The 20898-nt window shown below is 69.1% G+C and carries 21 protein-coding genes and 2 tRNA genes; 12 read left to right on the top strand and 11 right to left on the bottom strand.

All coding sequences use genetic code 11. The annotated features are described in order from the left end of the window. Positions 1–60: 60 nt before the first annotated feature. From ABZE72_RS01465 to rpmH, 8 genes are all read right to left on the bottom strand, one after another. Positions 61–1080 (bottom strand): ParB/RepB/Spo0J family partition protein, encoded by a 1020-nt coding sequence (locus ABZE72_RS01465; protein ID WP_372727233.1) that lies wholly within the window; start codon positions 1078–1080, stop codon positions 61–63. Beyond that, a complete protein-coding gene (locus tag ABZE72_RS01460) occupies positions 1077–1997 on the bottom strand; it encodes a ParA family protein (protein ID WP_372727232.1) in 921 nt (306 codons plus the stop codon). The genes ABZE72_RS01465 and ABZE72_RS01460 overlap by 4 nt, the downstream gene beginning before the upstream one ends. Before the next feature lie 209 nt (positions 1998–2206). Further along, complete coding sequence (gene rsmG, locus ABZE72_RS01455) at positions 2207–2896, bottom strand: 16S rRNA (guanine(527)-N(7))-methyltransferase RsmG (protein WP_372727231.1); 690 nt, start codon at positions 2894–2896, stop codon at positions 2207–2209. A gap of 54 nt (positions 2897–2950) precedes the next feature. Beyond that, complete coding sequence (locus ABZE72_RS01450; RefSeq protein WP_372727230.1) at positions 2951–3559, bottom strand: protein jag; 609 nt, start codon at positions 3557–3559, stop codon at positions 2951–2953. After that, a complete protein-coding gene (yidC, locus tag ABZE72_RS01445; protein ID WP_372727254.1) occupies positions 3556–4512 on the bottom strand; it encodes a membrane protein insertase YidC in 957 nt (318 codons plus the stop codon). Before yidC ends, ABZE72_RS01450 begins: the two co-directional genes overlap by 4 nt. Before the next feature lie 36 nt (positions 4513–4548). Then, entirely contained in the window at positions 4549–4809 is a 261-nt protein-coding gene (gene yidD / locus ABZE72_RS01440; RefSeq protein WP_372727229.1) for a membrane protein insertion efficiency factor YidD, read from the bottom strand. After that, positions 4806–5165, bottom strand: a complete 360-nt coding sequence (rnpA, locus tag ABZE72_RS01435; RefSeq protein ID WP_372727228.1) for a ribonuclease P protein component — start codon at positions 5163–5165, stop codon at positions 4806–4808. Before rnpA ends, yidD begins: the two co-directional genes overlap by 4 nt. Before the next feature lie 31 nt (positions 5166–5196). Beyond that, a complete protein-coding gene (rpmH, locus tag ABZE72_RS01430) occupies positions 5197–5334 on the bottom strand; it encodes a 50S ribosomal protein L34 (protein ID WP_372727227.1) in 138 nt (45 codons plus the stop codon). Between the two features lie 541 nt (positions 5335–5875). Here rpmH and dnaA point away from each other — a divergent pair. The 11 genes from dnaA to ABZE72_RS01375 all read left to right on the top strand — a co-directional run bounded on the left by dnaA (position 5876) and on the right by ABZE72_RS01375 (position 17789). Next, positions 5876–7315: a chromosomal replication initiator protein DnaA gene (dnaA, locus tag ABZE72_RS01425; RefSeq protein ID WP_372727226.1), complete on the top strand. Its 1440-nt coding sequence runs from the start codon at positions 5876–5878 to the stop codon at positions 7313–7315. 412 nt (positions 7316–7727) lie between these two features. After that, complete coding sequence (gene dnaN, locus ABZE72_RS01420; RefSeq protein ID WP_372727225.1) at positions 7728–8867, top strand: DNA polymerase III subunit beta; 1140 nt, start codon at positions 7728–7730, stop codon at positions 8865–8867. A 55-nt stretch (positions 8868–8922) separates the two neighbouring features. Continuing rightward, positions 8923–9852 (top strand): phosphogluconate dehydrogenase (NAD(+)-dependent, decarboxylating), encoded by a 930-nt coding sequence (gene gnd / locus ABZE72_RS01415; protein WP_372727224.1) that lies wholly within the window; start codon positions 8923–8925, stop codon positions 9850–9852. A 6-nt stretch (positions 9853–9858) separates the two neighbouring features. Continuing rightward, positions 9859–11031, top strand: coding sequence for a DNA replication/repair protein RecF (gene recF / locus ABZE72_RS01410; RefSeq protein WP_372727223.1), 1173 nt, complete (start codon positions 9859–9861; stop codon positions 11029–11031). Then, positions 11021–11605 carry a DUF721 domain-containing protein gene (locus ABZE72_RS01405; RefSeq protein ID WP_372727222.1) on the top strand — a complete coding sequence of 195 codons (585 nt, stop codon included), beginning with the start codon at positions 11021–11023 and terminating at the stop codon, positions 11603–11605. Before recF ends, ABZE72_RS01405 begins: the two co-directional genes overlap by 11 nt. A 267-nt stretch (positions 11606–11872) precedes the next feature. Next, positions 11873–13978 carry a DNA topoisomerase (ATP-hydrolyzing) subunit B gene (gene gyrB, locus ABZE72_RS01400; protein ID WP_372727221.1) on the top strand — a complete coding sequence of 702 codons (2106 nt, stop codon included), beginning with the start codon at positions 11873–11875 and terminating at the stop codon, positions 13976–13978. A gap of 54 nt (positions 13979–14032) precedes the next feature. Then, the gene (gene gyrA / locus ABZE72_RS01395; protein ID WP_372727220.1) at positions 14033–16792 is read left to right on the top strand and encodes a DNA gyrase subunit A; all 2760 of its coding nucleotides are present in this window, start codon (positions 14033–14035) and stop codon (positions 16790–16792) included. Further along, complete coding sequence (locus ABZE72_RS01390; protein ID WP_372727219.1) at positions 16792–17346, top strand: DUF3566 domain-containing protein; 555 nt, start codon at positions 16792–16794, stop codon at positions 17344–17346. The genes gyrA and ABZE72_RS01390 overlap by 1 nt, the downstream gene beginning before the upstream one ends. A gap of 88 nt (positions 17347–17434) precedes the next feature. Beyond that, positions 17435–17511, top strand: a tRNA-Ile gene (locus tag ABZE72_RS01385). A gap of 32 nt (positions 17512–17543) precedes the next feature. Continuing rightward, positions 17544–17669 (top strand): DLW-39 family protein, encoded by a 126-nt coding sequence (locus ABZE72_RS01380; RefSeq protein ID WP_372727218.1) that lies wholly within the window; start codon positions 17544–17546, stop codon positions 17667–17669. A gap of 44 nt (positions 17670–17713) precedes the next feature. Further along, a tRNA-Ala gene (locus ABZE72_RS01375) sits at positions 17714–17789 on the top strand. A 16-nt stretch (positions 17790–17805) separates the two neighbouring features. On the opposite strand, the gene ABZE72_RS01370 is transcribed toward ABZE72_RS01375, so the two are convergent. From ABZE72_RS01370 to ABZE72_RS01360, 3 genes are read right to left on the bottom strand one after another with little or no spacing between them, the layout of a single operon-like run. Continuing rightward, positions 17806–18273, bottom strand: a complete 468-nt coding sequence (locus ABZE72_RS01370) for a hypothetical protein (protein ID WP_372727217.1) — start codon at positions 18271–18273, stop codon at positions 17806–17808. After that, the gene (locus tag ABZE72_RS01365; RefSeq protein WP_372727216.1) at positions 18270–18491 is read right to left on the bottom strand and encodes a hypothetical protein; all 222 of its coding nucleotides are present in this window, start codon (positions 18489–18491) and stop codon (positions 18270–18272) included. The genes ABZE72_RS01370 and ABZE72_RS01365 overlap by 4 nt, the downstream gene beginning before the upstream one ends. Positions 18492–18505: 14 nt before the next feature. Beyond that, positions 18506–19897 (bottom strand): S8 family serine peptidase, encoded by a 1392-nt coding sequence (locus ABZE72_RS01360; RefSeq protein WP_372727215.1) that lies wholly within the window; start codon positions 19895–19897, stop codon positions 18506–18508. 469 nt (positions 19898–20366) lie between these two features. On the opposite strand from ABZE72_RS01360, the gene ABZE72_RS01355 reads away from it, so the two are divergent. Next, a partial coding sequence (locus tag ABZE72_RS01355; protein ID WP_372727214.1) for a hypothetical protein occupies positions 20367–20898 on the top strand: 532 nt, incomplete at its 3' end.

The following is a 20898-nucleotide window of genomic DNA, read 5'->3' as shown; positions in this document are numbered from 1 at the left end:
AATCAGGGGTTCGGGCCCATCCCCGCCGGTGGAGCGCCGCTGTCCGGAGCGCTCCAGGCTTCAGATCGGGCGGTCGTCCCGGTTGCGGGGGTCCATCACGTCGACGATGCGCCGCAGGTCCTCCATCGAGGCGAACTCCACGGTGATCTTGCCCTTGCGAGCGCCGAGGTCGACCTTGACCCGGGTCTCCAGCCGGTCCGACAGCCGGTCGGCCAGGTCGCCCAGGCCCGGGGCGGTCGGCTTGCGACGTACGGTCCGTGGTGCGGGGCCACCGGTCTCGCCGACGGCGACGATCTCCTCGAGACCACGCACGCTGATGCCCTCGGCGACCACGCGCTGCGCGAGCCGGTCCTGCAGGTCGGCGTTCTCCACCGCGAGCAGGCAGCGGGCGTGACCGGCCGAGAGCACGCCGGCGGCCACCCGACGCTGGACGGCCGGGCTCAGCCGCAGCAGACGCAGCGTGTTGCTGATCTGCGGGCGCGACCGGCCGATCCGCGACGCCAGCTCGTCATGCGTGCAGCCGAAGTCCTCGAGCATCTGGGCGTAGGCCGAGGCCTCTTCGAGCGGGTTGAGCTGCGAGCGGTGCAGGTTCTCCAGGAGCGCGTCCCGGAGCATGTCGTTGTCCTCGGTCTCGCGGACGATCGCGGGGATCGCCTGGAGACCGGCCTCCTGGGAGGCGCGCCAACGGCGCTCACCCATGACCAGCTCGAACTCCTCCGCCCCGAGGCGGCGTACGACGATCGGCTGGAGCAGCCCGACCTCGCGGATCGAGTGGACCAGCTCCGCCATCGCCTCCTCGTCGAAGACCTGGCGCGGCTGGACCCGGTTCGGCGTGATCTGACCGACCGGGATCTCGGAGAAGTAGGCGCCGGCGATGGCCATCGGCTGCGCCTGCCCCAGCGATCCGCCCGCCGAACCGCCCGCGGCAGGAGCGCTGGGCGTGCCCACCGAGGGGTCACCGACGACGACCCCGTCGTCCTCGGCCTCCACGGAGGCCGGTCCGGTCGGGATCAGCGAGCCGAGGCCGCGCCCGAGGCCCCGACGCTGCGCGGGACGAGCGGGGTTGGTGCTGGCGTTCATGCGGGTGCTCCCTTGGTGGCGATCTCGCGTGCTGCCTCGAGGTAGCACAGGGCCCCCGGCGATCCGGGGTCGTAGGTCATCACGGTCTGGCCGTAGGACGGTGCCTCCGAGACCCGCACCGAGCGCGGGATGTTGGTGCGTACGACGGCGTCGCCGAAGTGCTCCCGGACCTCGTCGGCCACGCCCGAGGCCAGGCGGGTGCGCCCGTCGTACATGGTCACCAGGATGGTGGAGACGGCCAGACGCGGGTTCAGGTGCGCCTTCACCATCTCCACGGTCTCCAGCAGTTGGCCCAGGCCCTCGAGAGCGTAGTACTCCGCCTGGATCGGGATCATCATCTCCGCGCCCGCCACCAGGGCGTTCAGCGTGAGCAGGCCGAGCGACGGCGGGCAGTCGATGAGGACGTAGTCGTAGCGCTCCTCGCCCACCTCGTCGAGCGTCCCGACCAGCGGGTGGCCCTGGATCGCCTTGTGCAGGCGAGTCTCCCGTGCCACCACGCTGACCAGCTCGATCTCGGCTCCGGCCAGGTCGATCGTGGCCGGCACCACGAAGAGGTTCGGCACCTCGGGGCACGCGGTCACGACCTCCTCGAGGGGTACGCCGTCCACCAGGGCGTCGTACGTCGAGGGCACGCCGCGACGGTGGTCGACCGAAAGAGCGGTGGAGGCGTTGCCCTGGGGGTCCAGATCGATCACCAGGACCCGCTGGCCGAGCTGCGCCAGGGCGGCCCCGACGTTGACCGTGCTGGTGGTCTTGCCGACGCCACCCTTCTGGTTCGCCACGACGAAGACCCGGGTCCGCTCCGGTCGGGGGAGCGGTGGCCGCATCCTCGCGCCGTGCCGAACCATCACCGAGTGCTCGGCAGCCCGGGCCAACGGGGTGGCCAGGTCCTCGTAGGTCGGCGTCGTGTCGGCCAAATCGGCTGCCGTCCGAACCTTGTAGGGGCTGGCTGTCGATGTTTCACGTGAAACCACGGGGTGATCGCTCTCCGGGTCGACTTGTGGATGACTGGGGTCAACCTGTGGATAACTACGCTCAGGGAGGCTCACCTGACCGGTGGAAAACTCTGGGGTTGCTCGCCGGGAGGGGGCTCCGGTAGCGGGTTCGTCGGATCCCGAGGTCTCGGTCACCTTCGCCGCCTTCGCGTAGAACTCGTGCGGCCAGGGCCGCGCTTCCTCGACCCCGGACTCGTGGGCGCCGGCGGCCAAGATACCTCCCCGGGATCGGCCCAGGCCACCCGTAGCGCCGAGGTGGGAGAGTCGAGCAAGGATTCGCCGAGCAGCGACACCTCGGGAGTCGCACACCTCAGGGCACGGAGCGTCTTCTGAGCCGCCTCGATCTCGTCGTGCACACTCGCGCCCTTCATCGCCACGAGAGCTCCCACCGGTGCCACCAACGGCATCGACCACTGCAGCAGGCGCTCCAGCGGAGCCACCGCACGGGACGTGACCACGTCGAACACCTGAATGCCGTGCAGGGCATCCGCGCGACCCCGGACCACCGTCACGTTGTCGAGCTCGAGCTCGGCGACGACCTCCTCGAGGAAGGTCGTACGGCGCAGCAGCGGCTCCACGAGGGTCACCTGCAGATCAGGCCGGGCGATCGCGACGACCAGCCCGGGCAGACCCGCACCGGAGCCGATGTCACAGACCGTGGCGTCCTGGGGGAGCAGCTCGCCCAGGACGGCGCAGTTGAGCAGGTGGCGGTCCCACAGTCGCGGCGCCTCCCGCGGACCGATCAGGCCGCGCACCACGCCTTCGGTCGCGAGCAGCCCCGCGTAGCGCTCGGCCAGCGGCAGTCGCTCATGCGGAAACACCCTCCGCGCCACGTCCGGGGCGGAGGGTGTTTCACGTGAAACGTCGTTCATCGCTCAGTCCGCAAGGACCACCACGTACCGGCGCGGCTCCACGCCCTCCGAGGCGGACGACAGCCCGGCCGCGGCCACGGCGTCGTGCACGACCTTGCGCTCGAACGGCGTCATCGGGTCGAGGGAGACGGGCTTGCCCGACTCCTTGACCTCAGCGATGGTCGCCTCGGCCAGCTTCACCAGCGAGGCGCGCTTCTCGGCGCGGAAGCCGGAGATGTCGAGCATCAGGCGCGAGCGCTCGCCGGTCTCGCGGTAGACCGCCAGACGGGTCAGTTCCTGCAGGGCATCCAGCACCTCGCCGTTCTTGCCGACGAGCTGGCTCAGGTCGGCGCCCACGATCGAGACGGCTGCTCGATCGCCCTCGACGTCCATGTCCAGGTCGCCGTCCAGGTCGGCGATGTCCAGCAGCTCCTCGAGGTAGTCGGCGGCGATGTCGCCCTCCGCCTCCAGCTCCTTGATGCGGGCAGCGCGGCCACCACCGGTCGACGCCGACGACGCCTCGTCGCCGGCACCGCTGTCGGTGGATCCCTCGGCGGTCTCCACGGTCTCGGTGGACTCGGGGGCCTCCGGGGCCTCGGTCGTGGTGGTCTCGTCGCTCACTGACTCGCTCACTTCTGGTCCCCCTCGTGGGTGTTCGTGGTGTCCGCGGGCTTGCCGGCGGACTTCTTGCGCTGCTGTCGGGTCTGCTTCTTCGGCTGCTGCCGCACGGCGGGACGACGCTCGGGCTCCGGCTCCACCAGCTCGGCGGGCAGGGGCTCACCGCGCTTGGCGGCCTTGGCGGCGGCGCGCTCCTGCTTCGCCTTCTCGGCGGGCGTGCCGGGCGCCGGGTTGTTCCGGATCACGTAGAACTGCTGGCCCATCGTCCACAGGTTCGACGTCGTCCAGTAGAGGAGCACACCGATCGGGAAGGCGATGCCACCCACCGCGAAGACGACGGGGAGGATGTAGAGCAGCATCTTCTGCTGCTGGGCGTACGGGCCGGTCAGGGCGTCGGCCGGCATGTTCTTGCTCATCAGCTGGCGCTGGGTGAGGAAGGTCGTGGCGGTCATCCCGAGCACCAGGAGGGCGGCGAACAGCATGACGCCGACGTCGCCGCCGGCCTTGATGAAGGTCTGCGAGATCGGGATGTGCCCGAAGAGCTGCGCGTTCCCGAAGAGCTCGGCCAGGTCGTCGTCGAGGACCCCGTGGCCCTTCTTGTTCTTGGCGGCCTGGTCGAGCAGGCGGAACAGTGCCAGGAAGATCGGCATCTGCAGGAGGATCGGCAGGCACGAGGCGAACGGGTTGGTCCCGCTGTCCTTGTACAGCTTCATCGTCTCCTGGGCGAGCTTCTCCCGGTCGTGGCCGTACTTCTTCTGCAGCTCCTTCACCCGGGGCTGGATCAGCTGCATGTTCCGGCTGGACTTGATCTGCTTCACGAACAGCGGGATCAGCGCGGTCCGGATCACCAGCGTCAGCCCGATGATCGACAGGGCCCAGGCGGCGCCGCCGGCCGGGTCGAGGAACGTGCTGAAGAGCTTGTGGAACCCCACCAGCACGACCGAGATGACGTAGTACAGCGGCGTCATGATGAAGCTGCCGATGTCGCCGAAGATTCCCACGGGTCAGGCTCCTTGCTGGGGGGACGGAGTCGAGGAAGCTCCCGTGTCGCCACGGGGAGGAACGGGGTCGTAGCCGCCGGCGGCCCACGGGTGACAGCGCGCCACCCGGCGTACGGCGAGCCAGCTGCCCTTCACGCTGTTGTGCTCACGCACGGCCTCGAGGGCGTAGGCGGAGCACGAGGGGTGGTAGCGGCACACCTGCCCGTAGAGCGGGCTGATCAGGGCACGGTACGCCCGGAGCAGACCGATCAGCAGGTACTTCACCGGACGACTCGATCGAGCAGGCGGTGCAGATCGGCGTCCAGCTGGTCGATGTCGGCCTTCGCGGCCGGCGGGAGCGCTCGCACCACGAGAACAGCAGAGCCCGGAAGCCCTGGCACGGACTTCCGGGTGAGCTCGCGCAGTCGGCGCTTCACGCGGTTGCGGACCACGGCGTTCCCCACGGCCTTGGAGACCACGAAGCCGACGCGAGCTGGCCGCTGGGACTCCGGGGAGGCGTCAGTGGCACCGGCGTCGGTCTCGAGATGGACCACGAGGGTGCGCGAACCCGCCCGTCGACCGCGGCGAACCGCGGAACGAAAGGACTCGCTGTCCCGGAGCCGATGGGCCGCGGGCAACACAGTGTGCTGCTGGCCTGGAGGACGCTGGCCGTCAGACGGCCAGGCTCTTGCGACCCTTACGACGGCGCGTCGCCAGGATGGCGCGACCGGCGCGGGTCCGCATGCGCAGACGGAATCCGTGCACCTTGTGACGGCGGCGGTTGTTCGGCTGGTACGTACGCTTGCTCACGAGCTTCTCTCCATGGTGTGTCAGGGACAGTCACGTCGGCGGTTCGGCAGTGCCGTGCCATGTGTTTCGGCTGGCACCGCCCACCCACGGTCGTGACATTCCCGTGGACATGCGGCACCCGTCGACACCGGGTGACCGGCCAACGGTACGCGCTGGCGTCGAACAGGGTCAAACCCCGGCTCTCCACCCGTGGTCTGGCCTGTGGATGAAGTATTGCCCCGCGGGCCAAGACCTTGTTACGTTCGACCTCACCGAGCATCCCATCACCGCTGGATATCCCCAACTTCGGCGTCGGTGTGAGCCCCACCACATGAGGCCCGGAAACCCCATCTGACCTGCACAAACAGGTGGGCGCTCGTGGGTTCTGAGCCTTTCGGAACGGCGCTCTCCACCACGAGGGTCTCGGGTTCACAGCTTGTGGACAAAGCTGTGTAAACAAAACCGGCCACGGCCGGGTCGCGGGTTCGGCTGCGACACGCAAGCGGCTCGACGACCATTGGCCATCATCGGCTCAGAACGACCCAGCAGAAGGCGGTAACCCGTGGAGCAGAGCACCTCGGACCTGGACACGGCGTGGCGTGGTGTCGTCGACGACCTCCAACCCAACCAGCGCGCCTGGCTGCGCGCGAGCGAGCCGGTCACCCTGCACGAGAGCACTGCCATCATCGCCGTGCCCAACGACTTCACCCGCAGCCAGCTCGAGGGCCGGCTGCGCGGTCAGCTCGAGGACGCCCTGACCATCGCCTTCGGTCGGGAGATCCGGATCGCGGTCACCGTGAATCCGCAGCTGGAGGACAGTGTGCTCGCCCCTCCGGTCCACGAGGTCGATAAGTCGACAAGTGGACATAGTGACGTATCCCTGGCTCCGGCGCCGGAGGCGACCAACGCCCCCGCGGCCCCCCTGACCGAGATCCCGGAGTCGGTCTCCCGCACGAGCTCGCTGGAGACCCGGCTCAACCCCAAGTACACGTTCGAGACCTTCGTCATCGGCTCGTCCAACCGCTTCCCGCACGCAGCCGCGGTCGCGGTGGCGGAGGCGCCGGGCAAGGCCTACAACCCGCTGCTCGTCTACGGCGACTCCGGGCTGGGCAAGACCCACCTGCTGCACGCGATCGGCCACTACGTGCGCAGCCTCTACAGCGGGGCGAAGGTGCGTTACGTCTCCAGCGAGGAGTTCACGAACGAGTTCATCAACGCGATCCGTGACGACCGCCAGGACCGGTTCAAGCGCCGCTACCGCGACGTCGACGTGCTGCTGATCGACGACATCCAGTTCCTGGAGGGCAAGACCCAGACCCAGGAGGAGTTCTTCCACACGTTCAACACGCTGCACAACGCCAACAAGCAGATCGTGCTGACCTCCGACCGGGCGCCCAAGCGGCTCGAGGCGCTGGAGGACCGGCTGCGCAACCGCTTCGAGTGGGGCCTGATCACCGACGTGCAGCCGCCGGACCTCGAGACCCGGATCGCGATCCTCCGGAAGAAGGCCGCGACCGAGCGGATGACCGCGCCGCCGGACGTGCTGGAGTTCATCGCCAGCAAGATCCAGACCAACATCCGCGAACTCGAGGGTGCGCTGATCCGGGTGACGGCGTTCGCCAACCTGAACCGCCAGGAGGTCGACATGACCCTGGCCGAGATCGTGCTCAAGGACCTGATCCCCGAGGGTGGCGAGCCGGAGATCACCGCTGCGCTGATCATCGCCCAGACGGCTGCCTACTTCGGGCTCTCCATCGAGGAGCTCACCGGACCCAGCCGTGGCCGGCACCTGGTGATGGCCCGCCAGATCGCCATGTACCTGTGCCGTGAGCTGACCGACCTCTCGCTGCCCAAGATCGGCGCCCAGTTCGGCAACCGCGACCACACGACGGTGATGTACGCCGACCGGAAGATCAACCAGCTCCTCGCCGAGCGTCGGGCGGTCTTCAACCAGGTCAGCGAGCTCACCAACCGGGTGAAGATGCAGGCCCGGCAAAACTGATCCAGCGCGGGCGCCAGCCTGTGGACGACTTGTGGGCCAGACGTGTCACCCTCGCCGAAGCCTGTGCACAACCGGTCGACGAGTCAGGGACGACCCCGCGAACTACACAGGCACCCACGAGTCGGCCCGTCCGTCCTCCACAGCCCCTGTGCACCGGAAGTTCCCCGACTGACCTGCGCAAACGGAGTTCATCCACAGTTTCCACCGTTGCTATGACTCCCACTCACCTGCATCCAGAGAGATCCTCCGTGAACTTCTGTCCGGGCCCCAACCTGGGGACAACTCCCGGAACGTGTCATTCGCCGGACCGGACAAACCACACCGAACCTCCCGCCGTGGCAGCCCGCATGGCAGGATTCACGGACCACCCCGCAGCACCGTTCGACTCACCGACTCCGGAGGACCATCCACAGTGAAGTTCCGTGTCGACCGCGACGTGCTCGCAGACGCCGTCGCCTGGGCTGCCCGCAGCCTCCCGGTTCGTCCGAGTGTCCCGGTCCTGGCTGGTCTGCTGATCGACGCCAGCGACGAGGGCCTGGTGCTCTCCACCTTCGACTACGAGACCTCGGCCCGCGCCACCCTCCAGGCGGACGTCGCCGACGAGGGGCGCGCCCTGGTCAGCGGCCGGCTGCTCGCCGACATCTGCCGCAGCCTGCCCGCCAAGCCGGTCGAGATGACGCTCGACGGCGCCCGCGTCTCGCTGACCTGCGGTTCCGCGCGATTCACGCTGCAGACCATGCCGGTCGAGGACTACCCCGCGCTGCCCGACATGCCCGCCGCGACCGGCACCGTGCAGAGCGACGAGTTCGCCCACGCCGTCCAGCAGGCGGTCACCGCAGCCGGCCGCGACGACATGCTTCCCGTCCTGACCGGTGTCCGGATCGAGATCGACGGCTCGACGATCTCGCTGCTCGCCACCGACCGGTTCCGCCTCTCGCACCGCGAACTGAGCTGGAGCCCCCACACCCCCGACGCCTCGATGGCCGCCCTGGTCCCGGCGAAGGTGCTCGGCGACACCGCCAAGTCGCTGACCTCGGGCAGCACGGTCACGATCGCGCTGGCGGCGACCGGCTCCGGCGAGGGCATCATCGGCTTCGAGGGTGCGGCCCCCGGCGGCGTACGTCGTACGACGACCCGCCTGCTCGACGGCGAGTTCCCCAAGGTCCGCAGCCTGTTCCCGAGCGAGCACCAGACCGTGGCCACCGTCGACAAGGCGGCGCTGATCGAGTCGGTCAAGCGCGTCGCCCTGGTGGCGGAGCGGAACACCGCCGTCCAGCTCGCGTTCAGCGACGGCACCCTGACCCTGGACGCCGGCTCCGGCGACGAGGCCCAGGCGTCGGAGTCGATCGAGGCGAACATCGACGGCGAGGACATCACCACCGGGTTCAACCCGCAGTTCCTGCTCGACGGCCTGACCGTGATCGACCAGCCCGTCATCGAGCTGGCGTTCACCCAGGCCTCCAAGCCGGTGGTGATCAGCGGTTCGGTCGGCGAGGGTGGCGAGGCCTCCCCGTTCCGGTACCTGCTGATGCCGCGTCGCCTGCTGTCCTGACCGACCGCACGACGCACGACCAGACCTGACCAGCAATCTCGAGGGAGCGATTCGCATGGACATCGGACTCGTCGGACTCGGCAAGATGGGCGGCAACATGCGCACCCGTCTGCGCAACGCCGGCCACACGGTCGTGGGCTACGACGTGAACCCCGACCTCGCCGACGTCGCCAGTCTCGAGGAGCTCGTCGCGAAGCTCCCCTCCCCCAAGGTCGTGTGGGTGATGGTGCCCGCCGGCGACCCCACCCGAGCCACCGTCCGGGAGCTGGGCGAGCTGCTCGGCGAGGGCGACCTGGTCGTCGACGGCGGCAACTCGCGGTGGACCGACGACGAGGTGAACGCCGCCCTGCTCGCCGAGCGGGGTGTCGGCTTCGTCGACTGTGGCGTCTCCGGCGGCGTCTGGGGCCTGAAGAACGGCTACGCCCTGATGTGCGGCGGCTCGGACGAGGACGTCGCCAAGGTCCAGCCCGCCTTCGACGCGCTCAAGCCGGAGGGGGACTCCGGCTTCGTGCACGCCGGGCGCAAGCCGGGCGCCGGCCACTTCGCGAAGATGGTGCACAACGGCATCGAGTACGCGGTGATGCAGGCCTACGCCGAGGGGTTCGAGCTGCTGGAGAAGGTCGACCTCGTCGAGAACGTCACCGACGTCTTCGACTCCTGGCGCGAGGGCACCGTGATCCGTTCCTGGCTGCTCGACCTGCTGGTCGCGGCGCTCAAGGAGGACGCGCACCTCGACCAGATCGCCGGGTACGCCGAGGACTCCGGCGAGGGCCGGTGGACCGTCGAGGCCGCGATCGACCATGCCGTACCGCTGCACGCGATCACGGCTGCGCTCTTCGCCCGGTTCACCTCGCGCCAGGAGGAGAGCCCCGGCATGAAGGCGATCGCCGCGATGCGCAACCAGTTCGGTGGCCACGCGGTGAAGACGCCGCCGCCGCCGGGCGGTGACGTCAACCCCGACGCCGCCGAGTCACCGAAGGGCTAAGCCCGCTTGTACGTCTCCCACCTCAGCCTGCACGACTTCCGCTCGTACGCCACCGCGGACGTCCCGCTCGAGCCGGGCGTCACCGCCTTCATCGGGCGCAACGGCCAGGGCAAGACCAACCTGGTGGAGGCGATCGACTACCTCTCCCGGCTCTCCTCGCACCGGGTGGCGACCGACGCTCCGCTGGTCCGGGCCGGCGCCGACCAGGCCGTGGTCCGGGCCGCGGTGGTGCGGGACGGCCGGACCGCCGTGCTGGAGATCGAGCTCAACCCCGGTCGCGCCAACCGGGCCCGGGTGAACAAGTCCCCGCTCCCCCGGGCCCGCGACCTGGTCGGGCTGGTGCGCACGGTGGTCTTCTCCCCCGAGGACCTGACCCTGGTCAAGGGCGACCCCTCGGACCGGCGCCGCTTCCTCGACGACCTGCTCGTGCTGCGCACGCCCCGGTTGGCCGGGGTCCGGGCCGACTACGACCGGGTGCTGCGCCAGCGCAACTCGCTGCTCAAGACGATGGGGGCCGCGCGGCGTGGGGGCCGCGGTCAGCAGGAGTCGGCGATGGCCACGCTCGCGGTCTGGGACGACCACCTGGCCGGCACCGGCGCGGAGCTGCTCGCCGAGCGGTTGCAGCTGGTCGACGACCTGCGGCCCTACCTGGGCAAGGCTTACGAGACCGTCGCGCGCGGGGCCTCCCGCGACGACGCCGAGATCACCTACAAGCCGTCGTTCGAGCTGCCGGCCGGTGCCGGTCGGGCCGAACTGACCGAGGCGCTGCTCGCCGAGGTCGAACGGCGCCGCAACGACGAGATCGACCGCGGGATCTCGCTGGTGGGACCGCACCGCGACGAGCTGCTGCTCACCCTGGGCCACGGCCCCGGCGACAGCACGAGCGAGGGACCGCGGCTGCCGGTGAAGGGCTACGCCTCGCACGGTGAGTCCTGGTCGTTCGCGCTGGCGCTGCGGCTGGCGTCGTACGACCTGCTCCGGGCCGACGGCGACGACCCGATCCTGATCCTGGACGACGTCTTCGCCGAGCTCGACACCGAACGCCGCGGGCAGTTGGCCGCCCTGGTGGCCGGGGCCGAGCAGGTGCTGGTGACCGCGGCGGTCGCGGCCGACGTGCCCGAGGTGCTGGCCGGCACGCGCTACCTGGTCGGCAATGGCGAGGTGCGCCGTGAGTCCTGACGACACCGGGGAGGACCAGATTCCCGACTGCCCCGACTCCCCCGACGTGTCGACCCCGATCCCGGAGCCGCCCGAGGAGCCCGAGCACCGCAACGACGGGCTCGACCTGGCCAAGGCGTTGACCCGAGCCATGTCGAAGTCGACGCCGGCGGCGCGCAGGAAGCGCCCGTTCCGCAGATCGACCCCGGGCCGGGTCTCCGGGTCGCACCCCGACGAGCGCGACCCCCAGCTGCTGGACACCACGGTCGGCCGGCTGGTCGACGCCCACGGCTGGGAGGTCGACCTGCGGGTGCACGGCGTCTTCGGCCGCTGGGCCGAGCTGGTCGGCAGCGACATCGCCCAGCACTGCACGCCGGAGTCGTTCGCCGAGGGCAAGCTGACCGTGCGCACCGACTCCACCGCCTGGGCCACCCAGCTGCGGATGCTCGCGCCCACCGTCGTACGCCGGTTGAACCAGGAGCTGGGCGACGGCACGGTCGCGCTGATCGAGGTCCTCGGACCGCACGGACCGACCTGGAAGAAGGGTCCGCGCTCGGTCCGCGACGGCCGCGGTCCGCGCGACACCTACGGCTGAGACTGACGATCTGCGGGCCTCGCGGACGTATGGGGACCTGTCCGACCCCCTGATCGTGCGCCGAAACGGCCCTCAGGAGCGGCTCAGGGGCACATTTGTCCCCAGATGACCCCAACTTCCCAGCCCGGCGCGTGTCACACGGCCTCCTGACCGGTATCATGGCCCGCAGGCCGCTCGCGTCATGTCGATGCGGCCATCCTTGTGCCAGGCGAGGCTTGCCCGTGCCCCGCGACGACGTGTCGTGGAGCCCTTCGTGAAGAGGTGTGTGTGTCCGAAGAACCTGCTGTCGAGAGTTCGCAACAGCCGGCACTGCGGGGCACCGCCCCCGACGCAGGCACGTCGTACGACGCCTCGGCGATCCAGGTTCTCGAGGGCCTCGAAGCCGTCCGCAAACGCCCCGGCATGTACATCGGCTCGACCGGTGAGCGCGGCCTGCACCACCTGATCTGGGAGATCGTGGACAACGCGGTCGACGAGGCGCTCGCCGGCCACTGCGACCGGATCGTGGTCACCCTGCAGGCCGACGGCGCGATCCGGGTCGAGGACAACGGTCGCGGCATCCCGACCGACACCGCGCCGGGCCAGGAGATGCCCGCCGTCACGATGGCGCTCACCATGCTCCACGCCGGCGGCAAGTTCGGCGGCGGCGGCTACAAGGTCTCCGGTGGTCTGCACGGCGTCGGCGTCTCGGTGGTGAACGCGCTCTCGAGCCATCTGATCGTCGAGGTGAAGAACCGCGGCCACCTGTGGCGCCAGTCGTTCTCGATCGGTGTGCCGGACGGTCCGCTGGAGCAGGTCCGGCCGATGGAGCCCGGCGAGCGCACCGGCACCACGGTCACCTACTGGGCCTCGGAGGAGATCTTCGAGACCACCACCTACTCGCTCGAGACGATCACCAGCCGGTTCCGCGAGATGGCCTTCCTGAACAAGGGCCTGGAGATCGTCGTCCACGACGAGCGTCCGGCGGCCGCCGAGCTGCTCGAGGCGATCGAGGACGACACCGTCGCCGGCGACATCGACCAGGCGGGCTCCGACGCGATCCGCCCCGGCGAGGGCGGCGGCATCGAGCGCGTCTTCAAGTACGACCGCGGCCTGGTCGACTACGTCGAGCACCTCAACCGGCGCAAGGACAAGGCCAACCCGACAATCATCTCGTTCGAGGCCGAGACGCCCGACAGCGTCGAGAACCACATGAGCCTCGAGGTGGCGATGCAGTGGAACACCTCGTTCACCGAGTCGGTCCACACCTTCGCCAACACGATCAACACCCACGAGGGCGGCACCCACGAAGAGGGCTTCCGCGCCGCGCTCACCGGCCTGGTCAACCACTGGGGCGAGGAGTGGGGCCTGATCAAGAAGCGCGAGGACCGGGTCTCGGGTGACGACATCCGCGAGGGTCTGACCGCGATCATCTCGATCAAGATGGGCGAGCCCCAGTTCGAGGGCCAGACGAAGACCAAGCTCGGCAACACCGAGGCCAAGGGCTTCGTCCAGCGGATCATGAACGACCAGCTCGGCGACTGGTTCGAGAAGAACCCGGCCGAGGGCCGCGACATCGTCCGCAAGTCCCAGGCCGCGGCGTCGGCCCGGATCGCTGCCCGCAAGGCCCGCGACCTGGCCCGCAGCCGCAAGGGCCTGCTCGGCGGCGGCGGCCTGCCCGGCAAGCTCTCGGACTGCCAGTCGACCAACCCGGCCGAGTGCGAGGTCTTCATCGTCGAGGGTGACTCGGCCGGTGGCTCGGCCCGTCAGGGTCGCGACCCGCGGGTCCAGGCGATCCTGCCGATCCGCGGCAAGATCCTGAACGTCGAGAAGGCGCGCATCGACAAGGTGCTCGCCAACACCGAGGTCCAGGCGATCATCTCCGCGCTCGGCACCGGCATCCACGAGGAGTTCAACCTCGACAAGCTGCGCTACCACAAGGTGGTGCTGATGGCCGACGCCGACGTCGACGGCCACCACATCAACACGCTGCTGCTCACCCTGCTGTTCCGGTTCATGAAGCCGCTGATCGAGCACGGTTTCGTCTACATGGCCCAGCCCCCGCTCTACCGGATCCGGTGGAACAAGCCGGCCGAGCACGAGTTCGTCTACTCCGACGCCGAGCGCGAGGCGATGACCCGCGCCGGTCTCGAGGCGGGCAAGAAGCTGCCCAAGGAGAACCCGGTCCAGCGGTACAAGGGCCTCGGTGAGATGAACGCCGACGAGCTGTGGGAGACCACGATGAACCCCGACCAGCGGCTGATGCTGCAGGTCACGCTCGACGACGCGGCCCAGGCCGACGAGGTCTTCTCCACCCTGATGGGCGAGGACGTCGAGCAACGTCGCTCCTTCATCCAGCGCAATGCCAAGGACGTCCGCTTCCTCGATATCTAGGGATCTAACCAAGTCCTTAGACAGTCGTAGACGCAACGAGAGAGACGAAGACACGTGACTGAGACCCCCACCAACCTGGGTAGCGGCACCGGCGGCGACGGGCCCGGCGGTCGGATCGAGCCGATCGAGCTGCAGACCTCGATGCAGCGCGCCTACATCGACTACGCGATGGCGGTCATCGTCGGTCGCGCGCTGCCCGACGTACGCGACGGGCTCAAGCCGGTGCACCGGCGCGTGCTCTACGCGATGTACGACGGGGGCTACCGGCCCGACCGCGGCTTCTCCAAGTGCTCGCGGGTCGTCGGTGACGTGATGGGTCAGTACCACCCGCACGGTGACTCGGCGATCTACGACACCCTGGTCCGGCTCGCCCAGCCCTGGGTGATGCGCGCGCCGCTGATCCACGGCCAGGGCAACTTCGGCTCGCCGGGCAACGACTCGGCGGCCGCCATGCGGTACACCGAGTGCCGGATGGCGCCGCTGGCGCTCGAGATGGTCCGCGACATCGACCAGGACACGGTCAACTTCCAGCCGAACTACGACGGTCGCGGCCAGGAGCCGACGGTCCTGCCGTCGCGCTACCCGAACCTGCTGGTCAACGGCTCGGCCGGCATCGCGGTCGGGATGGCGACCAACATCCCGCCGCACAACCTGCGCGAGATCGCCGAGGGCGCCCAGTGGGCCCTCGACCACCCCGACGCCACCCGCGAGGAGCTGCAGGACGCGCTCATCGAGCGGATCAAGGGCCCCGACTTCCCCAACGGCGCCCTGATCGTCGGCCGCGAGGGCATCGAGCAGGCCTACCGGACCGGTCGCGGCTCGGTCACCCAGCGTGCGGTCATCGAGATCGACGAGGACAACCGCGGCCGCACCTGCCTGTCCATCACCGAGCTGCCCTACATGGTCAACCCGGACAACCTCGCGCTGAAGATCGCCGAGCTCGCCGACTCCGGCAAGGTCCAGGGCATCTCGGACGTCCGCGACGACTCCTCGGGCCGCACCGGCCAGCGCCTGGTCGTCGTGCTCAAGCGCGACGCGGTCGCCCGGGTGGTGCTGAACAACCTGCTCAAGCACACCGAGCTGCAGACCAACTTCAGCGCCAACATGCTGGCCCTGGTCGACGGCGTGCCGCGCACGCTGACCATCGACCAGTTCATCAGCAACTGGGTGACCCACCAGATCGAGGTCATCCAGCGGCGTACCCGCTTCCGCCTCGCGGAGGCCGAGCGCCAGGCCCACATCTACCGCGGACTCGTGAAGGCACTCGACGCCCTCGACGAGGTGATCGCGCTGATCCGCCGCTCCCCCGACGTCGAGGAGGCCCGCACCGGCCTGATGACGCTGCTGGAGATCGACGAGGTGCAGGCCCAGGCGATCCTCGACATGCAGCTGCGACGGCTGGCGGCCCTGGAGCGCCAGAAGATCATGGACCGGCTCGCCGAGCTCGAGGCGCTCATCGCCGACCTCGAGGACATCCTGGCCAGCGAGCCTCGGCAGCGGCAGATCATCGGCGAGGAGCTCGCCGAGATCGTCGAGAAGTACGGTAACGACCGGCGTACCCAGATCATCGCGGCCGACGGCGACCTGTCCATGGAGGACCTGATCCCCGACGAGGACCTCGTCGTCTCGATCACCCGCGGCGGGTACGCCAAGCGCACCCGCGCCGACCAGTACCGGACCCAGAAGCGCGGCGGCAAGGGCGTGCGGGGCGCGAGCCTGCGCGGCGACGACGTCGTGCAGCACTTCATCTCCACGACCAACCACCACTGGCTGCTCTTCTTCACCACCGCCGGCCGGGTCTACCGGACCAAGGCCTACAACCTGCCCGAGGCGTCGCGCGACGCGAAGGGCGGACACGTGGCCGGGCTGCTGAGCTTCCAGCCGGACGAGAACATCGCCCAGGTGCTCGCGATCCGCGACTACGAGCAGGCGCCGTACCTGGTGCTCGCCACCCGCAACGGGCTGGTCAAGAAGACCCGGCTGGCCGACTACAACAGCCCGCGCCAGGCCGGCGTCATCGCGATCAACTTCCGTGAGGACGACGACGAGCTGATCGGCGCCGAGCTGGTCAACGCCGAGGACAACATCCTGCTGGTCTCTCGCAAGGGTCAGGCGATCCGGTTCCGCGCCGACGACACCCAGCTGCGGCCGATGGGGCGCGCCACGTCCGGCGTCTCGGGGATGAAGTTCCGCGACGGCGACTCGCTGCTGTCGATGTCGGTGATCCGCGCGACCCAGATGGCCGCCGAGGTGGCGGCCGGGCTGAGCGAGGACAACGAGGACGCGCCCAGCGACGCCGTCGAGGCGCCCAGCGACCTCGCCGAGGTCAAGCCGCAGTACGTCTTCACGATCACCGACGGTGGGTTCGCCAAGCGCACCCGGATCTCGGAGTACCGCCTGCAGTCGCGTGGCGGCCTCGGGATCAAGGCGATGTCGCTGGCCAACACCGAGCGCGGCAGCCTGGTCGGCGCCTTCATCGTCGAGGAGGGTGACGAGATCCTGTCGATCACCCAGAACGGCCAGGTCGTGCGCAGCCCCGTCAACGACCAGTTCCGGGCGACCGGACGCTCCACGATGGGCGTGAAGTTCGTGACGCCGAAGTCCGGCGACGCGGTCGCCGTCGTGGCCCGCTCGGTCGAGGCCAAGGACGAGGAGGAGCCCGAGGTCGAGGCCGGTGCGGAGGCCGGTGCCGAGGGTGCTGCTCCGGTCGAGTCCGGTGCCCCCGACGCGGCTGTGACCGACGAGACCTCGGCCGAGGCGGTGCCGGATGAGACAATCGCCGAGTCCGACCCCTCAGCAGAGAGTGATGCCTGATGACGGAACGCCCCGTCAAGCAGTCCGCCCCCTCCCGGGCAGGTGCTGACAGTGACGCCGCCACCCGCCCGCCCCTGGCGGAGCGGATCCAGGCCCGGCTGAACAACGCCGCCAAGGAGCACAAGGCCAACGCCAACCGAGACTCCAAGCCGGCGTCGAAGCCGAAGCTGGACGGGCGTCCGACCCGCCGGGCCCGGCTGCGGATGTCGCGGATCGACCCCTGGTCGGTGATGAAGACGTCGTTCCTGCTCTCGATCGCCTTCGGCGTCGTCACCGTGGTGTCGGTGCTGATGGTCTGGTCGGTGCTCGGCGCGGCCGGCGTGTGGGAGTCGATCAACCAGACCGTGCAGGACGTGCTCGGTGGTCAGCAGTCCACGACGTTCGACATCCAGAACTACGTCGGCACGTCGCGGGTGCTCGGTTTCACCATGCTGGTGGCCGTGATCGACGTGGTGCTGCTCACCGCGATCGCGACCCTGGGAGCCTTCCTCTACAACATGGCGGCGGCGCTCCTCGGCGGCATCGAGGTCACCCTGACCGAGGACGACCGCTGAGGGTCGATCTCGTTTTGTCGGGCCGCTCGGGCGTGGGGTAGTGTCCGGTTCGTTCGCTGCGGCGATCACCCCTGGCTGATGCCAGAACGGGCCTATAGCTCAGACGGTTAGAGCGCTTCCCTGATAAGGAAGAGGTCAGAGGTTCAAGTCCTCTTAGGCCCACCACCCGTGTCGCACCCGAGTCCTTGGGAGTCACCATGAAGAAGATCCTTCTGGTCCTGCTGGCCGCCGCCGGCGCCGCGTTCGCCAAGAAGAAGATCGACGAGGGTCGCGCCGAGCAGGCTCTCTGGGCCGAGGCCACCGACAACGTCACCAAGGCCTGACCAGCAGCTCGTCCGCAGCACCACCCGCTGGACCATCTCCACCGGGGGCCTTGGCGCAATTGGTAGCGCACCTGCTTTGCAAGCAGGGGGTTAGGGGTTCGAGTCCCCTAGGCTCCACCACCCATGGACGACGTCGTCATCCACCATCCCCCCCGGCATCCCGGCCTGGGCCCGACTTGCGGCGCCCGGTCTTCTTCGTCGTCACGAACTCCGACGGATCGGGCGGTGCCGTGTCGGCCGTCTCGATGCCCAGCTGCCACCACCTCATGCTTGCCTCCTCCAGACCCGGGGGCAGGCTGTCGCCCTGCGAGAGCCCGTCCGCCTGCCGAGGGGGCAGGGGAGGCGGCCCGATGTCGGCGGCATCGGCCGGAAGATCGAACTCCAACTCCTCCAGACCGGGCGGCGCGAGGGCGACGTCGGGAACAGATCCCTCGGCGAGAGGTGCGGAATCCAGTTCTGCCTCCCACTCATCGGGCGGCAACGGGACCCACGCGCTTCCGGCCGGCTCCTCGGCTGCCTCCGAAGCCACCTGAGCGGTAGCGGAGCCGGTCGCTGTCGTACCACCCTCTGCCGGCACGTTGACGGTGATGTGGATGTCCATCACGTCAGCACCGCTCGGGTCACGCTGTCGCCGTCGAGGTAGACGTTCACCTTGCGGTTGTTGGAGTTGGCCGCCGACAGCAGGGTCACCATGTTGGCGACACCGTCATTGGAGTCCTTCGAGATCGACTTCCAGCCGCTCAGGCCATCGAAGAGGGCGTAGGCCGACTTCGACGAGCTGGACGAGTAGACGTAGCGCACGTGCTTGCTGTTGACCCACATGAGGATCGTCCTTCCTAGGCTTGCATGATCGCGTAGATGTACCGGTCGTCCATCAAGACGTTGACCTGGCCGGCCGTGGACTGCTGGTTGCAGCAGACGGTGAACATGTTGGAGATGCCGTCAGCCGTGCCGCTGTGCAGTCGTCGCCACCCGATGTCCTTGACGAAGGCCCAGGCGCCCTGGCTCGTGGTCAGGCAGTAGCAGTAGGACAGCGTCCGTCCCCACACCCACTGCTTCAGCGCCGCCGGAATGAGCTGCTTCAGTGAGGGGCGGTTCCCGATTCGTTGCGAGGACGGGCGACCCGTCGCGGACTGCTGGGGCGACCCCGTCTGTCGCAGCAGGGTCCGGGCCCGGGGCGAGGTCATCAACGGCATTCCCTTGGCCTTCAGCACCCCCTGCGTGACCGCCAGTGCCCCGGTCACGATCGGGGACGCGCTCGAGGTGCCCGAGAAGGTGTCGGTGTACAGCTGGTCGTGCGCGCCGTTCTGCAGGTCCCCGTAGCCGGTGGTGGTCACCTCCCATCCCCAACCCTGAGCGTCGACCCGTTCCCCCCAGTTCGAGAAACCGCACCGGGCACGGTCGACGTAGGGCTGGTTCCACGGGCTGATCGTCCGGTCGTGCGTGCCGGACGGGGGGTCTCCTGCCCCGACGACCACTGCTCCGGAGGAGGGGTTTGCCAACCGGAACGGGTTCTTCCATCCCGTGGGAAAGCCCGAACCGGGCGTGTTGTAGACAGCGGCGTCCAGGTTCTCCCAGCCGTTGCCCGCCGCCTCGACGACGATGATGCCCTTCGCCACTGCGTACGTGATCGCGGTGAAGTCATCCGGCCACCACTCGATCGCGATGTAGCCCTGCTGGCCACCACCGCCGCCGTTGGGGCCCCGGCGATGGATCTCGAGCAGGATGATGTCGCCTGCAGTCAGGCTGTCAGCGGCCTTCTTGATGGCTCCCGCCGTGCTCTGTCCAACGAACGACGACGCCCCGAGTGCCGAGTCGGGGGAGATCCCCTTGATCCCGATCCCGTTGTCATCGCCGCCGATCTCGCCCCACACGGCAGTTCCGTGGTGGTCATTGGCGCTCGAGCTGCCCCCCACAAGACCGATGTTGTTCGCCTTGAGGTCCTCGTGAGTCGAGTTCCAGCCCCATTCGCAGTCGATCACCTTGACGCCGGCGCCCCTGCCGCCGGGAAGGCTCCAGGCATAGTCGGCGTCGATCCCGACCGGTGCCGCGTCGAGATAGTGCTGACGGCTGCGGAAGTTCGCGGTGGTCGACGCGCTCTGATCGGTCGGCCTCGTGTCCAGGACCGTGGCCGGCTCCGCAGGCGGCTTGACGTAGGCGCCTTCGACCGCCGGGCTCTCGTTGAGTCGCCGGGCGAGCTCCTCCATCCGGCCGGGATCGACGTCCACGACGAAGTAGCGTTGAAGGTCATCTGGGGCATCACCGTTGGTGCTCGTGGACGGAGGACCGCTGGCTGCGTCGACGGGTGGTCCGTCGAACAGCGGTGCGATGGTGGCTGACGCCTCCCGGAGGATCGAGGCGACATCGTTCGCCTCTCCTCCAGCGGCCCCCGGTGCAGAGGTGAGGCTTGCCGCCTCTCCAGCAGCGGCAACGACCACCAGTTCGGGCTGGCCCGCCACCTCTGGCTGACTGCCGTCGTTCAATCGGACGGACATGGGCTTCTCCTCACGCTCGTGACTCGGATTCGTGCCGTACTGACAAGGAGGGCGCAGGAGCGGGGCCCTGATACATGGACCGGGCCCGGGTTGGGGTGACCTCAACTCCCCTGGGCTCCACCACCACTGTGACCAGCCCCATCCCCTGACCTCGCTCGTTGACTCGCCTCGTCCGAGCCCGGTCGAGGACAATGGGTCGGCGATGTCGAAGCGAATCCTGGCTGCCCTCCTCCTTTGCGCAGGTCTCGCGACCGGCTGCTCGGACGTCCCGCCCCCGCAGGTCTCACCCCCCGAGCCGACCCCCACCGTCCCCGGCACCCCGGAGTACGACGCGACGGCGGAGCCGGCGACCGCCGTCCTGCCGTTCGTGCCGGAAGAGGCGACGATCCTGACCGTCACCGACTTCGACCAGGTCCGCGCCCAGCTCGGCGTGCCTGAGATGACCAGCAACGACCCGCTGACCGACCGGATCGCCTTCTGGCGCCGGGCCGAGGTCGAGACGCCGATGCTGACCGACGGCATGCTGCGCGCCGACAACTCCGAGCTGATGCTGGACTTCGGCTTCACCCAGGACGACGTCGACTGGGAGGCGCACTTCGTCACCCCCGACGGCAACGGCTTCGTGCTCGCCTTCCGTGACGACCTCGACATGCACGGCGTCACCCGGGCCGTTGCCCACCAGGTCGGGCCCCTGGCCGGCGCGACGGTCCTGCCGCGCGAACACCTGGTGGTCT

The sequence above is a fragment of the Nocardioides sp. genome (assembly GCF_041600255.1).
Taxonomy (GTDB): domain Bacteria; phylum Actinomycetota; class Actinomycetes; order Propionibacteriales; family Nocardioidaceae; genus Nocardioides.
This window is presented reverse-complemented; position numbering and strand designations above follow the sequence as displayed.